This is a genomic window from Rossellomorea vietnamensis (assembly GCF_025398035.1).
In the GTDB taxonomy this organism is placed as follows: domain Bacteria; phylum Bacillota; class Bacilli; order Bacillales; family Bacillaceae_B; genus Rossellomorea; species Rossellomorea vietnamensis_B.
Genome location: NZ_CP104558.1, coordinates 521,522 through 536,044 on the forward strand (window position 1 = coordinate 521,522; position 14,523 = coordinate 536,044).

A 14,523-nucleotide genomic window follows, 5' to 3' on the forward strand; every position below is an offset into this window, starting at 1 on the left:
TGTCCGGGTCATTGAAACTTTAACCTTTATTGCTTTGTTTGATTCGCTTCATCTTTTATTTCATTACGGAAAGCCTCTAAACTCTCGCGGCGGCGTTCATTCTTTGCCTGGATGGACTGAAGCTGCTCTTCACTGTCCGTACAGGCCATCGACTCCTCGGCCCGGTCCATATTCTCAATCGTATGCTGAACCATACCCTGAAGCTTCTCTACATTATCACTGCGATCATCCGGATTCGGTTTATCCCATGCCATCCTGCATTCCTCCTGTGTCTAATAATATGAGGGACGGACCTCTATGGCTGCTCCCTCTTCAAGCTGGTGAATTATTCACCCTTCGTTTGAATCACTTGTGCATGCTTACCTGATTTATCCTGCATTTGTTTCCCTTTGTTGCCTCCAGCAGACCTCGATTGTGTCCCGATATGGTTAGGTGCGAAGTGATTCGGACTTCCCTTTGAGTTACTCATGAATATCCCCCCTTACTAGTATGATTACCAAAATGACAAGGAAGAATAGGCGTAATAATTGGCAGTAATAATGCCAGGGCAAAAAAAATAAGCCTCGTAATTTCTTACTCGGCTTTGCTTACTGGACGCTTTATTTCAAGTCTTGCATCAATGCGCTCTTCAATGGCATCAATGGCATCCTGATCCAACAGAAGCTGTTGTTTGTTCTCTTTCACCAGATCTGCAAATGATTTTTTGCGTGGTCTGCGCAATACAATCCCCTCGCTCTCTATTGTGGTTTGTATAAATAGTATATCCAAATGTCAGATATTTTAAACAAAGGTCACAATTGAGAGTGGGGATTGAACTGGGGCTGGATGGAGATGAGCGGTTCCCAATTATTCGAGGTCCGTCCCTTCTGTTCACGCAATCATAAAGTTTTTCAGGTCCGTCCCTCACTTAATCAGTGCTGTGAGGGAATCTATATTGGTGATTGCCCCGATTTGTTTGTGCGTGATGATGCCTTGTTCGTTGATGACGAACGTGGTGGGGACGGTCAGGATGTCGTAGGCATTATTGATTTTGTCATCAGTATCCAACAGGATCGGGAATGTGAGTCCCAGTGATTTCTGGTATTCCTTGACGTTGTATTGTGGATCGATGTTGATGGCAAGGACTTCAACTTCTTTCCCATATTTCGTATAAAACTCCTGCATGACAGGCATTTCTTCTTTGCAGGGAGGACACCACGTAGCCCAGAAGTTCACAATCACTTTCTTTCCCTTCAGTTCAGATAAGGTAATGGATTTGCCATCCAGGGAGTCGAGTTTAAAATTAATGGCCCGGTCCCCGACATTCGGTCCCGGTAAATGATCCACTGGAGTGGTTTCAGAAACCTCTCCTTCTTCGATATCGATTAATTGATCGTAAGCCTCGGCTTGTTGAAACGTGCTTTTGGAAAGGGATGTGGGGTCGGATTTATTCTCAATATAGAATGAGAAGACTAATAATGTGACAAGTAAAACGCCAAATACGGATTTCAAAGGAGTGCGCTCCTCTCATGTAAATGATTTTACTCTCATCATATGTAGGCTTGTCTCCCTTTAGACATATATTTTTTGCACTTCTTTACGAGGAAATGAGAAAAAGCCCCGGGGAATTCCCCGGGGCTTTAAACTTGTATTATGCTTGTAATTTATTTCGAAGAACCATTTGTAGGATACCGCCGTGACGATAATAGTCTACTTCTACATCGGAATCAAAACGGGCCAGTACTTCGAATTCAGTCTTAGAACCGTCTTCAGCCACAGCTGTCACCGTTAGAATATCACGAGGTTTTACATCGTTTGTTACGTTCACGGAAATCGTTTCTCTACCCGTCAATCCTAATGATTCAGCGCTGTCACCCTTCTTGAATTGAAGTGGAAGCACACCCATCATCACAAGGTTCGAACGGTGAATACGCTCATAGCTTTCAGCGATGACAGTCTTGATACCAAGTAGATTTGTACCTTTCGCTGCCCAGTCACGAGAAGATCCCATACCATAATCTTTTCCTGCAAGAACAACTAATCCAGTTCCATCTTCTTGATACTTCATGCATGCATCATACATCGGCATCACTTCATCTTCCGGCCAGTAAGTGGTGAATCCACCTTCTGTACCAGGAGCGATTTGGTTACGGATACGGATATTTGCAAATGTACCGCGCATCATCACTTCATGGTTACCGCGACGGGAACCGTAAGAGTTAAAGTCACGTGGCTCTACATTATTCGCACGAAGATATTTGCCTGCTGGTGTATCTTTACCGATTGCACCTGCTGGAGAAATATGGTCCGTTGTGACAGAATCCCCAAATTTACCGACTACGCGAAGTCCGTTCAAGCCTTGAATGTCTTCAGGAGTAGTCGCAAGTCCTGTAAAGAATGTTGGATTCTGGATGTAAGTCGAATTTTCATCGAAGCTGTAAAGTGGTTCGTTACTTGTCTTGATTTCATTCCAGCGCTCGTTTTCAGAGAAAACGTGCTCATATTCTTTACGGAATAATTCAGGTGTAACGGTTGATTTCACAGCATCTTTCACTTCATCCTGTGAAGGCCAGATATCTTTGAAGAACACGTCATTTCCATCTTTGTCCTTACCTAAAGAATCTTTTTGAAGATCGATGTCCACAGTTCCTGCCAGTGCATATGCAACAACGAGTGGTGGTGAAGCAAGGTAGTTTGCTTTCACAAGTGGATGGATACGACCTTCAAAGTTTCGGTTACCTGATAGGACGGATGTTAATAATAGGTCAGCATCTGAAACAGCCTTTTCGATTTCAGGGCGAAGTGGACCGGAGTTACCGATACAAGTCGTACAACCATATCCGACAAGGTTGAATCCGATATCTTCAAGATAAGATAAAAGACCTGAATCCCTTAAGTAACCTGTTACAACTTTAGATCCCGGTGCAAGAGATGTCTTGACATAATCAGGAACATTCATACCAAGTTCCACTGCTTTTTTCGCAACTAAACCGGCACCCAACATAACATATGGATTCGATGTGTTTGTACAAGATGTGATGGCAGCGATTCCGATTGCACCAGTTGGCATCTCGACATCTTTACCATCTTCAGTTGTATATTTGGCCGTTTTGTTGATTTCAGACGCATCCAGCCCAAAGCCTTGAACGCCTTCTTTAGCCGTGATGGACTTATGGAAAGCTTCTTTCATATCAGATAGAGGAATTAAATCCTGTGGACGTTTTGGTCCTGAAAGATTTGGTTCCACTGCTGAAAGATCGATTTCCACTACATCCGTGTATGTTGGTTCTTCTTTTTCAGGAGTGAAGAACATCTCATTTTTCTTTAAGTATTCTTCAACCATTTTGATATGTGTTTCGTCACGGCCAGTCAGACGCAGGTAATCCAATGATTCTGAATCAACCGGGAAGAATCCGCAAGTCGCACCATATTCAGGAGCCATGTTGGCAATCGTTGCACGGTCGGCAAGTGGAAGAGTTGCTACACCTGTACCGAAATACTCGACAAATTTCCCAACTACCCCTTTTTGACGCAGTACTTGTGTCACTTTAAGGGCTAAGTCTGTAGCGGTCGCTCCATTAGGAAGCTCACCAGTCATTTTGACCCCGATAACTTCAGGGATCGGGAAGTATGAAGGCTGACCAAGCATTCCAGCTTCCGCTTCAATACCGCCAACACCCCATCCAAGTACACCGATACCATTGATCATAGTTGTATGAGAGTCAGTACCAACCAATGTATCAGGGTATGTTTCAAAATCGCCTTCTGTTGTTTCAACAGCGTGAACGACATTGGCAAGGTATTCTAAGTTTACCTGGTGAACGATACCTGTTGCCGGTGGGACAGCACGATAGTTTTCAAATGCTTTTTGAGCCCAGCTAAGGAACTGGTAACGTTCAGCGTTTCGTTCAAATTCAAGGTCCATATTTGCCTGCAGTGCGTTAGCCGTACCATATTTATCAACCTGTACTGAGTGGTCGATTACCAGGTCTACAGGGATTTCAGGATTGATCTTTTGTGGATCTCCACCGATATCGGCCATTGCTTTGCGTAGAGATGCTAAATCAACTACAGCCGGAACACCGGTGAAATCCTGAAGGATAACACGTGAAGGTTTGAAAGGAACTTCTGCATCCTTTACTTCAGTTGATCCCCAATTTGCCAGATTCTCAACATGGTCTTTGTTAATGACACGTCCGTCAAATTGACGAAGGACACTTTCTAAGAGTACCTTCACACTGTAAGGTAAGCGGTTAATTTTTGTTACTCCTGCTTCTTCAAGCGCTTTTAAACGATAATAATGATAACGTTTTCCTTCTAGTTCGAAAGAAGATCGTGCATTAAATACATCGTTCTTTGCCATTTCGATTCCCCCTCTAAACTGCATCAAACAATAAGTCGAAAAGTTTTCGTTCTAAACGAACTTTTCTCACATTTACATCTTAATACAAGCGATTACATAAGTAAATAACAATAAAGTTATTGTTTTTGATAAGTTTTACTTATCTAAATGATTAAACTCCTTAAGGTTTCTAGAGAAATATTGGTATAACAACATTTCTAGCCTTGTCAAATCGTGTCAGCTTGTCTAAAACATTATTTTAAAAAAATGAATCTGTTAGCGATTCCCTATTATAGATGGTCACAGATGGTGGCATTCTATCCTTATGGAGGTGTTCTACATTGGCGAAACGTAAAGCAAACCATGTGATAAACGGAATGAATGCAGCAAAAGGACAAGGCCAGGGAGCCGGTTACAATGAAGAGTATTCAAATGAACCGTTGACTGCAGCACAACGTCAGTTCAATAAAAAAAGAAAAACAAATCAGTAAAAATAAAAGGGTGGCGATCAACGTTCTGCAAAATATTTGTAGATATGGTCACCCTCCCTCCATGGAATTATTTACATCTATTTTCCCCTACCCTCTTCGTTCAAATATAAAACCCACCCTCATCATTCAGCAGGGTGGGTTTTATTTTGGTTGAAGCCAAAAGGTTGATTGTGTTATTGTTCATTCACTTCATTAACGATGGATGACAAGTCGGATTTGAATTGTTGAAGTTGAGCCCGTTGAGTATCCGACGCCACTTCAAGTGCATTTTCTATTTGTTGATAAGCCTCATTCACCTCATTTTTGAGATGAGCGAGTTGAGAGCCGTAGCTTGCTCCATCCAGTACCAGTTCGTTGATGGTATGCTGCACTTCCGTCACGCTTTGCTCGGCAGCCTGGAAGGCTTGTTGTTTATTTTTATTGTAAGGCATTGATGATCTCTCCTTATTCATAAATTAGCTTCTTTAGTTTAACCAAAACACCAGGAACCTATACTAGTGAATAAACCGATCATCAATTTAGCATCCTAATCAGTAGGAGGGATGATACATGAACAAAAATGATGGCAAAGATATGCGTAAGAATGCTCCGAAGCAATCAGGACAGCCGGAGCCGTTAAGTGGTTCACATAAAGTAAAGAACCGTAATCATACCCGTCAGAAAAATAATAGTAACCACGATATGTAAGAAATTTCAGGGAGTGCCGGCGCTTAATGCCTGCACTCCCTTTCAGTCTGTTCCTTGTATGGTCTTTAAAGCGTGAAGGATTTCCATCTGCTCGTCCACGGAAACTGTCCTAAGATCAAAGAGGGCGACACCGTCCTGAATCCTTGTAAGAATGGAAGGATTCCCCCTTCTGAGCTTTTCATGAATGTGTTGTGACGAATCAAAAGCGTGGGAGACTGCGACAATGTACGTGTCTAATTCCACATCCGGCATCGTTCCTCCCCCGATCTGGCTTTTTCCTTCAACGATGGTGGATGTGTAACCGTTCCCGAGTCCCTGGACACCCTCAACAAACGTCCGGGACTGAAGGAGGATTTCTTCTTTGGTCCGTGTGATGGCTGCGATGGTTGGATTTTTCTCTTGTTCCTCCCCCTTTATATAGTGTAAGAGGGTCATCTCCAGGGCTGCCAATGTCATTTTATCGACCCTGAGTACCCGGGCAAGCTGATGTTTCTTTAATTGATCGATCAAACTCTTTTCCCCTGCTATGATTCCGGCCTGAGGTCCCCCCAATAATTTGTCTCCACTGAATGAGACGATGTCTGCCCCTTTATCCAGCACCGATTTAACCAGAGGCTCATTACCGATACCGAATCGGGCGAAATCATAAAGAGCACCGCTTCCTAAATCTTCATAATAATGGACATTGGAATGAAGGCGGGATAATTCAGCCAATTCTTCCGTCGGTACAGAAGCAGTAAATCCTTTCATGACAAAATTACTTTGATGAACCTTCATGATCATTCTTGTTTCACCCGTCACCGCTTCTTCATAGTCCCTTAAATGGGTCTTGTTCGTTGTCCCCACCTCGCGAAGCAGAGCACCGCTTTCTTCCATGATGGAAGAAATCCGAAATGATCCGCCGATCTCCACCAGTTCACCTCTTGAAACAATCACTTCTTTTTGCTTGGCAAGAGCAGTGAGGATAAGAAAAACGGCGGCAGCATTATTATTGACAACCATGGCTGATTCCGCCCCGGTCAATTCACATATGAGTCTTTCTGCATGTCTATGTCTGGATCCCCTGACACCTTCCTCGATGTCATATTCCAGATTGCTGTAATGACTTGATGCACCCATGACGTGGTCCATCGTTTCCTGACCTAGCCTTGCCCGCCCAAGGTTCGTATGTAAGATGGTCCCCGTTGCGTTTATGATCCTCCTGAGAGACAGGGAATGAGATTTGCGTGCCAAAGCTTCAGTCTGGCCAAATACCTCATCAATGAAATCTGTTGAAGATGGATGAGGTCCCTCCCACTCTTCATTCAGGATGGTCGCCCTGCAAATCGAGATCACCTTTTTCAAGAGGTCCGTCCCTCTTTCCGTTGAAAGGTTGTGATGCTGCAGCAAGGTATGGAATTGTTTGGTCTGCTTCAGTTCGTGTATGGATGGAATGTGCCTGACAAGATGGTTCATGACTTTTGCCCCTTCTTTCTTTTCCCTCATTATAACACCCTCACCATTTATAGTAGAAAGAATACTATATGTAAAAGAGTTGTTGGGGGTCAGGTGTAAATGAGTAAGGATAAGGAGGATTTCTATTTAGAGAAATGGGAGGAGAGTATGAAGGATTGGTTACTGGATCCTGCTACGGTTCAGTTGGATGAACAAGAATTTCGTGTGGATTTTCTTGATACGACGGAATCGTTCATAGTGGAGATCGAGACAGAAAATATTTGTCCCGAAGAATTGATTATTAAGAAGAAGGATACGCAATTGCTGGTATTGATCATGCTGAAAGACGAAAGTAAAATCAGAAAACGCTCCATTCGTTTTCCTTTTTGCTTAAAACAGCGGGCCATAACCTATTCCATCGAGCATCATACAATCGAAATCAATGTGCCTAAAAAGGCATGTTCCACCCCCTCATCCATCGTGATTCGAGTTCAGGGATTGTCGAGTGAATAACCGTCATTCTTTAAATAGAAGAAAAGGTCACCAGCCCCTGCTGATGACCTTTTCTATGTGTTTTACTGCGATTCAATGATTGAAATGGTCTCGTTGATATTGGGAAAAACGCCTGTATCGAGTTTGGAATAAATCTTTTTCCCGTCTACTGTAATCTCGAATGCCCCTCCGGAAGAAGGAACTAATGTCATTTCCTTGATATCGGATCTGAAATGGTTGAATAACTGTTCCGCGAAACTCGCGGCTTTAGGTGCATAGTTTCACATCATACAGAATTCAATCGTCATATTCACAGCTTTCATCAATATCATCCTCCTTCCAAGATCACTTCTACGTGTATGTTCATTTTATTATAGGTGAGATTACTTGTGCAAATATTCAGTTCTCTCCATCTTTTCCATTTCTCCTTACTTCTCCTTTGCTCAATTGTATTTTTATCCTGTACAATGAATTTATTCATACATAAAGAGGTGAATAGAATGAGCAAGGAAGAGATCATCCGCTTAACAGAACTTTCTTCAAAAGCTGGCTGAGGCTGTAAACTTAGTCCTAGTGACTTGACGCAAGTTTTGCGTCAACTACCCCCTCAACCATTTACGAAAGAATTACTAGTAGGGAATGAATCATCCGATGATGGCGGCATCTTTCAACTGACAGATGACCTCGCCATGGTTCAAACGGTTGATTATTTCACTCCGATTGTGGACGACCCTTATCAATTCGGTCAAATTGCTGCAGCAAATGCTCTAAGCGATGTGTATGCAATGGGTGGAACACCGAAAACCGTATTAAACATAGTAGGCTTCCCCATTAAAAAGCTGGGAAGCGAGATGCTTGCGGCTATCCTTAAAGGGGCACAAAGCAAGGTGATCGAAGCCGGTGCAGTGACCGTGGGAGGACATTCCATTGACGATCAAGAGCCTAAATTCGGCCTGAGCGTGACAGGAATCGTTCATCCGAAAAAGTATTGGACCAATACCGGTGCACAAGAAGGGGATGTCATTGTATTGACAAAACCATTGGGTGTGGGGATCCTGACAACGGGAATCAAGCGAAAGGCAGTGACTCCCGCCCAGGAAGCGGCTGTCATCGAGGTGATGAGCATGCTGAATAAAACGGCTGCAGAATTGCTTCAGGAATTTCATCCGAATGCCGTGACCGATGTGACAGGGTTTGGACTGATGGGGCATGCATATGAAATGGCGAAAGGCAGTAACGTATCAATCGAATTCTCTTATTCCTCCATTCCGCTATTAGAAGGGACGAAGGAATTAGCAGATCAGGGAGTCATTCCCGGGGGATCGAAAGCGAATGCCGCTTGGCTTCAAGACATGGTGCATTATGAAGCCGGTCTTACCCAGGAAGAACGATGGATCCTCTCTGATGCCATCACTTCCGGAGGTTTACTTGTCAGCCTGCCTCTTTCTGAAGGGCAAAAATATGTAGAAGACCTTCAGCGCCACTCCATCTCCGCCGGGATCATTGGTCATGTCCGACCACAGCAAACATGGAGTATAGCGGTAGAAAGATAAGAAAACGGTGATTCCTTTGAGTAAGAAAGCAACTCAGGAGGAGCACCGTTTTTTTATTCTTCAATCATTTTGAAGAACTGGCGGATTATTTTTTTTGATAAGATTCTCACCTGGAAAGGAAATCGATTCGATTCCTTTGTGAAAGAATTGAACCAGATTACTTTTTCATCGAAAGCGATGAATGGTATCTGGGTGGTGGATTTTTTTATTTTGACACTTGAAGACAAATGGGAACCGCTGCCTGTTTGACTGAAGATCGTCACCTGTTTATCCTTTGCTGCCATTTGTAAGACACACATCATATCATGTGGGATCTCTTTCAAATCCCTGACATTCACTATGATTTCTGCTTTTGCAGCTTCCATATCTTTACTGAGCTTATGATGGTCATCAGTTCTGAACCACTTTATTTTCTTTGTGGAAGTTGGAATGAGTGATGCGCTCGTTTCATTATGGGCTTCCTGCTTAAGGTGAGAAATGAATTGATGCACAGGTTTAGAAGGATGAGTCTTTTCCTGGATGAATCCATCATTCCCCACTAAAATAAACTTCCCCTTCGCGCGGGTGACGGCTACGTTGATCAGCCTGTCGCTGCCTTTCCGGGTAATCAACGTACCAGGACTGCCATGGGATTCCCCGTCGACTAAATCGAATAGAATCATATCATTTTCCGACCCTTGAAAGCCATGAACCGTGGCGGCGTAAAGGTCGGCTGAAGGGGCAATACTTTTTACCAGTTCATCTAGCAATAAGGTATACCATTTGGCTTGGGCCCGATACGGGGTCACGATCCCAACGGAAAGCATCCCATCACGTATGGACTGAAGCGTCAGCTGGATCGTGACTAAGCTGGACAACAGATTCCATCTTGATCCTTTTTGAGTTTCTCCCCACTCCGTCCCTTCTCTCAGGGAAAATAGTACAGCTCCATGTGATGGGAAAGGTTTCTTATTTGTAGTGTGGTCTCGAATCGTTTTGACCGAATGATGGTCCCCCACCCTTGAATGATAAATGTATCGATTGGTGAATGCCGAAATGCTAGGGTGCATCCTCCTTTGTTCCGGGAGTAATAAGAGATGGGGGTGATCCAGCCCTTTCCCGACGGCTCCTGCCACTCCTGCTGCATGAAAGATGTCTTCCTTCAGCCACTTGGCTGCCAGGGGATGAAAGGAAGTTGAGATGGGTGGAAGTTGTTTGAAATCGCCACATATGATGATCTTCTTCCCGAGGGATGCAGCGAATGCCACTTGAGGTATATAGGCCATGCTTGCCTCATCCACAATCACTAAGTCGAATTCCTCTTCATACAGAAGTCGGTCAATGGCCGCCTTTGAAAGGGTGGTCCCAATCACCTTGGCCTCGGAAACCAACTCCCCTTCCCTTCTCTTGAACGTTTCCTTGATTTTTTGATAGTGTACCTCGAGATGGGACAATCTCTCTGAATCATAGGAAGAATAGGTTTTCGACAGTTTGTTCTTTAGCCTTCTCCTGTACTTTTCTACCTTCCCTTTTTCTTCTGAAAGAGTCGGATCCTGTTGTTCAAGTAATTGAAGGGAGCTTAAATCCGTCACATCGGCACTATAGGATTTCCTGCTTGTACCGTACCGGATCACCTCTCCCGGGGTCCAACGGTCATGTCTGCTTAGAAAATGATGCATTTCTTCTATTAATACATCCACTGCTGCATTACTATGGGAGAGAAGCAGCATCCTCTTCCCTTCTGAATAATGATAAGCTGCCACTCTTGCCAGGGTATAAGTCTTGCCAGTTCCAGGTGGTCCCCAGAGATACGTAACAGGATTATATTTACTTCTGACATAAGCTTCATGCAATGGGGTCTTGTACTCGAATCCAGGAAGACTTTGAGCCATGTCCGGAAACATCACCTTCTGGATGCGCTGGGTTTTCCCGTGTCGTTCCTTTGCTTCATCCAACCGTTCCATCAGCTTCTCAAGGATATCCCATGGTTCGTGAAGGATCTGTCCGTATGATACAGTATCCCCAAGGAACTGATCGAGCTCTATGATGCATTCCCGTTCCTCTGAATTAATCACGATCCCCTGGATTGAAGAATGTTTCCGTTTATATATGACGCTTCCCCCTTCAGGCAGCGAAGAAGGATAGTGAAGGATGAACCAATAAATAAAGGCACCTTCTTCTTTACGGATGCATCTTCCCTCCTCGATGAGGATCCCGTTCGTTTCCCGTTTTTTTAACTGCAGGATCTCCATATCCAAAGCAGATTTCCATTCTTCTATCATGTCTGTTATCTTCATTTCAATCACCTTTGTTATCCGATAAAAAATTCAAGACCTTTATCATAACAATTTATTGAGGGAGTGTATAGGAATTCAAAAAAAGAATCATTTCAAAGAAATGATTCCTTCTGATGATTCACTCATTACATTGGATGTCCTGTATTTTCCTCGTCGAACCGGTCCGCATAATACAGGACATCTTCAACGTATTGTTCGCTATGGTTGTATGCAAATACAGCTTGTTCGAGCTTTCCGTCAGCGGCTCCGTTATGAGCGAGATAGTTGGCGGCACTGAATATGGCATCCTCCATCTGAAAAGGGTCTGCTTTTCCATCCCCGTTTGCATCTACGCCATATCCACCATATTTTTCAATGACGGCAGGGTCCGTTTTTTGATCTGGTGGGATATCCCCTTTTCCAAGTCCAGAACAACTTGGATGGGACCAGCCTACAAAGGTACAGGGCATAAACTGCATGTGGCCCTCTGCCCCCGCTGGAGAGACGAGGGACTTCATGGTCGAGAATTTCGTTTCAACCCTGTGGTGAGCAGCTAGAAGATACCAGGGTACTCCGTATTCCTCTTCAGCTGCCTTATAGATGGGGATATACTCTGAAGGTATCTCATCTTTTCCGATGGATGAGAGGTTAAAGGATGGGTCGTCATAATTGAGGGCATAATAAATAGCCAAAATGGTGATGGGTATGAGAAGGATTCTAAAGGGTGATGATTGCTTTTTTTTACTGGACTGCTTTTTTCTGGCCGGTTTTTTTGTCATTGAAGTCGATCCTTTACAAGGTTTTGGCTGCTCTTTGTATTCTAATATGAGAATGCATTTATGACAATCCATTATGTATAAAAAAAGATGCCCCTAGGCAGAAGGCTCTCTGCAGCTAAGGGGCATCTATCCATTATCTATTTATTGTTAACAAACAAACGCTGCTCCAACGATAATTAAAAGGATGAATAAAACTACGATTAACGCGAAACCACCAGCGTAGCCACCACCACCGCAGCCATATCCATATCCAGGGTATCCATATCCATACATCATCAGTCACCTCCAGTTATCTTACTACGATATTAATGTATGTAGTGGACAAAATGTAGGTTAATTAAAATCATCCATCACTTTTTATCAATGTTCTGTAAACGACTTGAAGTATGCATGAATAAAGGCTTTTTAATCTATTATTGAATGAAAAAATGAGTAAAATGTCTAGTTGAATCTTATCAGGACATAAATAAAGCGCCTGGGAATTTCCAGGCGCTTTTAAGTCGTTTACATATGTTCTTTAGGTTCTTTTGTTTTTCTTGGCTTAGGTTTAATGTATAAACCAAGTTCCTTTTTTTCCTGGTTCAGTGACTTGTACAGAGAAACCATCATGAGTGCCATGATCACCGAGAATGGCAGTGCTGCGACGATCAATGCATTCTGTAAAGCCTGTAACCCACCGCTGTATAACAGGATTAATGCAACGGTAGACTGTGCCAGTCCCCAAGTTAATTTTACATAGTTTGGAGGTGTTAATGAACCATAAGTCGTTTGCATCCCTAACACGAATGTAGCGGAGTCGGCAGATGTGATAAAGAATGTTCCAATCAGTGTGATGGCAATGACTGAAAGGATCGTTGACCATTCAAATCCGTTAAAGACGGCAAATAATACTTCTTCCGTTTTCAGGTCCGATAAAGCAGCACCGGCCTGTTGCACTTCAATCGCTGAAGTACCAAAGACGGCGAACCAAAAGAAGCTGACGAGTGCAGGTAATAGCAATACCCCGATCAGGAATTCTCGAATCGTTCTACCTCTTGATACACGTGCGATGAAGATACCTACGAACGGGGACCATGAAATCCACCATGCCCAGTAGAAAATGGTCCAGCCATTGATCCATGTGCGGTGCTCTTCATTTAATGGAGCGATCCTGAAGCTCATTGCGGCGATATTTTGAATATAAGCGCCGATTGTATCAGTGAACATATTAAGGATCAATAAAGTAGGTCCAATAAAGAATACCAGTACGAGAAGCAATACAGCGAGTACCATGTTTGTATTGGATAAGTACTTGATACCTTTACTTAACCCGGACCATGCAGAAATCATGAACAGTACTGTTACGATCCCGATTATGATCGCTTGGACTGTAAAGTTATTTGGGATATCCAATAGATAGGATAATCCACCGTTAATCTGTGCCGCTCCAAACCCAAGGGTTGTGGCTACCCCTACAACCGTAGCGAATACAGCCAGGACATCGATGATTGTTCCGAGTGGTCCATTCATCTTATCGCCAAAGATTGGTTTCAATGTCGCGGAGATTAAACCAGGCTCATCTTTACGGAATTTAGAGTATGCAAGTGCTAACGCAACGATTGCATAGATCCCCCATGCGTGAATCCCCCAGTGGAAGAACGTATAACGCATCGATTCCTTGATCGCAAGGTCCGTTCCTCCTTCTGCCGTTGGCGGGGTCATATAGTGAGACAGCGGTTCGGCTGCCCCCCAGAATACTAAACCAATTCCCATTCCTGCACTAAACAACATGGCGAACCATGTTCCTCTTGTATACTCAGGTTTTTCATCCGGTTTTCCTAATCGAATCGTTCCCATTGGACTAAAGATTAAGAACACACAGAAGATGACAATCACTGTAACTAAAATAAGATAATACCAACCAAAAGTTGAAGTGATAAATGTTTGCATTTTTGCTGTAACGTCTTCAAACGATTTTGGAGCGATTGCTCCATATGCAACGGAAGCAGCAACCAAAATGACGGTAATCCAGAAAACATTTGATATTCTCTTCATAAAATTCTCCTTTCCATATTCAGGTTTTTGTTTTGGCTCTTTCTTAATGAAGGGAACTACAGTGGGATTCGAGGTGTTCTTGAAATCGTATGTACACCTACTGTACTAGAACCCCTCATCGAAGAGTCCCGGTTAATGCAAATGGGAAAATGTGCATTCTGAGGATGAGGGAATGATTACTTATTACCTATTCCCTTGTCACTCTCTTATAAAACCAACATTTGTTACCCTATCAGAAAGAAGTTTAACTTTGCAAGTGAAAACCATCATTATTTTTATTAGTATTTGTCAATTTCGCGTTTTCATTCCCTTTCTTTTAGGTCGCTTCCTGTCTATTTATCAACCGTTTTATACGAAGGTTAATTGGAAATGAAAACGCTGTATAAACAATGCTCATTGGTCTTTCTTGGTAAGAGTTTACTGCTATATGGAATGATGTATAGCGAAAGGGAACATAATCAAGACCGAATATCGGAA

Annotated in this window: 15 protein-coding genes and 1 pseudogene; 4 read left to right on the forward strand and 12 right to left on the reverse strand. The window is 43.2% G+C overall.

The features are described 5' to 3' along the window. Nucleotides 1-26: 26 nt before the first annotated feature. From tlp to acnA, 5 genes are all read right to left on the reverse strand, one after another. Nucleotides 27-254, reverse strand: a complete 228-nt coding sequence (gene tlp, locus N5C46_RS02805; protein ID WP_034759293.1) for a small acid-soluble spore protein Tlp — start codon at nt 252-254, stop codon at nt 27-29. Between the two features lie 71 nt (nt 255-325). Continuing rightward, a complete protein-coding gene (locus N5C46_RS02810) occupies nt 326-469 on the reverse strand; it encodes an acid-soluble spore protein N (RefSeq protein WP_034759295.1) in 144 nt (47 codons plus the stop codon). 104 nt (nt 470-573) lie between these two features. After that, entirely contained in the window at nt 574-720 is a 147-nt protein-coding gene (locus N5C46_RS02815) for an FbpB family small basic protein (RefSeq protein WP_079532604.1), read from the reverse strand. 183 nt (nt 721-903) lie between these two features. Then, nucleotides 904-1,491 (reverse strand): peroxiredoxin family protein, encoded by a 588-nt coding sequence (locus N5C46_RS02820; RefSeq protein WP_261750828.1) that lies wholly within the window; start codon nt 1,489-1,491, stop codon nt 904-906. A 139-nt stretch (nt 1,492-1,630) separates the two neighbouring features. Beyond that, nucleotides 1,631-4,342: an aconitate hydratase AcnA gene (gene acnA, locus N5C46_RS02825; protein ID WP_261750829.1), complete on the reverse strand. Its 2,712-nt coding sequence runs from the start codon at nt 4,340-4,342 to the stop codon at nt 1,631-1,633. A 320-nt stretch (nt 4,343-4,662) separates the two neighbouring features. Between acnA and sspO the strand changes: the two genes are divergently transcribed. Further along, nucleotides 4,663-4,812 (forward strand): small acid-soluble spore protein SspO, encoded by a 150-nt coding sequence (gene sspO / locus N5C46_RS02830; RefSeq protein WP_034759300.1) that lies wholly within the window; start codon nt 4,663-4,665, stop codon nt 4,810-4,812. Between the two features lie 173 nt (nt 4,813-4,985). Here sspO and N5C46_RS02835 read toward each other — a convergent pair whose 3' ends face one another. Next, entirely contained in the window at nt 4,986-5,243 is a 258-nt protein-coding gene (locus N5C46_RS02835; protein WP_034759302.1) for a hypothetical protein, read from the reverse strand. 118 nt (nt 5,244-5,361) lie between these two features. Between N5C46_RS02835 and N5C46_RS02840 the strand changes: the two genes are divergently transcribed. Continuing rightward, nucleotides 5,362-5,499: a small acid-soluble spore protein P gene (locus tag N5C46_RS02840; protein WP_034759304.1), complete on the forward strand. Its 138-nt coding sequence runs from the start codon at nt 5,362-5,364 to the stop codon at nt 5,497-5,499. 42 nt (nt 5,500-5,541) lie between these two features. On the opposite strand, the gene selA is transcribed toward N5C46_RS02840, so the two are convergent. Beyond that, nucleotides 5,542-6,984 (reverse strand): L-seryl-tRNA(Sec) selenium transferase, encoded by a 1,443-nt coding sequence (gene selA / locus N5C46_RS02845; RefSeq protein ID WP_336275515.1) that lies wholly within the window; start codon nt 6,982-6,984, stop codon nt 5,542-5,544. 69 nt (nt 6,985-7,053) lie between these two features. Here selA and N5C46_RS02850 point away from each other — a divergent pair, with 69 nt between their 5' ends. Continuing rightward, the gene (locus N5C46_RS02850; protein WP_061809248.1) at nt 7,054-7,446 is read left to right on the forward strand and encodes an Hsp20/alpha crystallin family protein; all 393 of its coding nucleotides are present in this window, start codon (nt 7,054-7,056) and stop codon (nt 7,444-7,446) included. A 62-nt stretch (nt 7,447-7,508) separates the two neighbouring features. Here N5C46_RS02850 and N5C46_RS23285 read toward each other — a convergent pair whose 3' ends face one another. Beyond that, nucleotides 7,509-7,646: a SelT/SelW/SelH family protein gene (locus N5C46_RS23285; RefSeq protein WP_406687988.1), complete on the reverse strand. Its 138-nt coding sequence runs from the start codon at nt 7,644-7,646 to the stop codon at nt 7,509-7,511. 279 nt (nt 7,647-7,925) lie between these two features. On the opposite strand from N5C46_RS23285, the gene selD reads away from it, so the two are divergent. After that, entirely contained in the window at nt 7,926-8,978 is a 1,053-nt protein-coding gene (selD, locus tag N5C46_RS02855; RefSeq protein WP_261750830.1) for a selenide, water dikinase SelD, read from the forward strand. A 53-nt stretch (nt 8,979-9,031) separates the two neighbouring features. Here selD and N5C46_RS02860 read toward each other — a convergent pair whose 3' ends face one another. The 4 genes and pseudogenes from N5C46_RS02860 to N5C46_RS02875 form a co-directional block, all read right to left on the reverse strand. Further along, the gene (locus N5C46_RS02860) at nt 9,032-11,254 is read right to left on the reverse strand and encodes a DEAD/DEAH box helicase (protein ID WP_261750831.1); all 2,223 of its coding nucleotides are present in this window, start codon (nt 11,252-11,254) and stop codon (nt 9,032-9,034) included. Between the two features lie 125 nt (nt 11,255-11,379). Next, nucleotides 11,380-12,012 (reverse strand): lytic transglycosylase domain-containing protein, encoded by a 633-nt coding sequence (locus tag N5C46_RS02865; RefSeq protein ID WP_261750832.1) that lies wholly within the window; start codon nt 12,010-12,012, stop codon nt 11,380-11,382. Nucleotides 12,013-12,159: 147 nt separating this feature from the next. Continuing rightward, nucleotides 12,160-12,240: pseudogene (locus N5C46_RS02870) on the reverse strand (YjcZ family sporulation protein); the annotation flags it as partial. Between the two features lie 276 nt (nt 12,241-12,516). Next, complete coding sequence (locus N5C46_RS02875; RefSeq protein ID WP_261750833.1) at nt 12,517-14,046, reverse strand: glycine betaine uptake BCCT transporter; 1,530 nt, start codon at nt 14,044-14,046, stop codon at nt 12,517-12,519. Nucleotides 14,047-14,523: the final 477 nt, after the last annotated feature.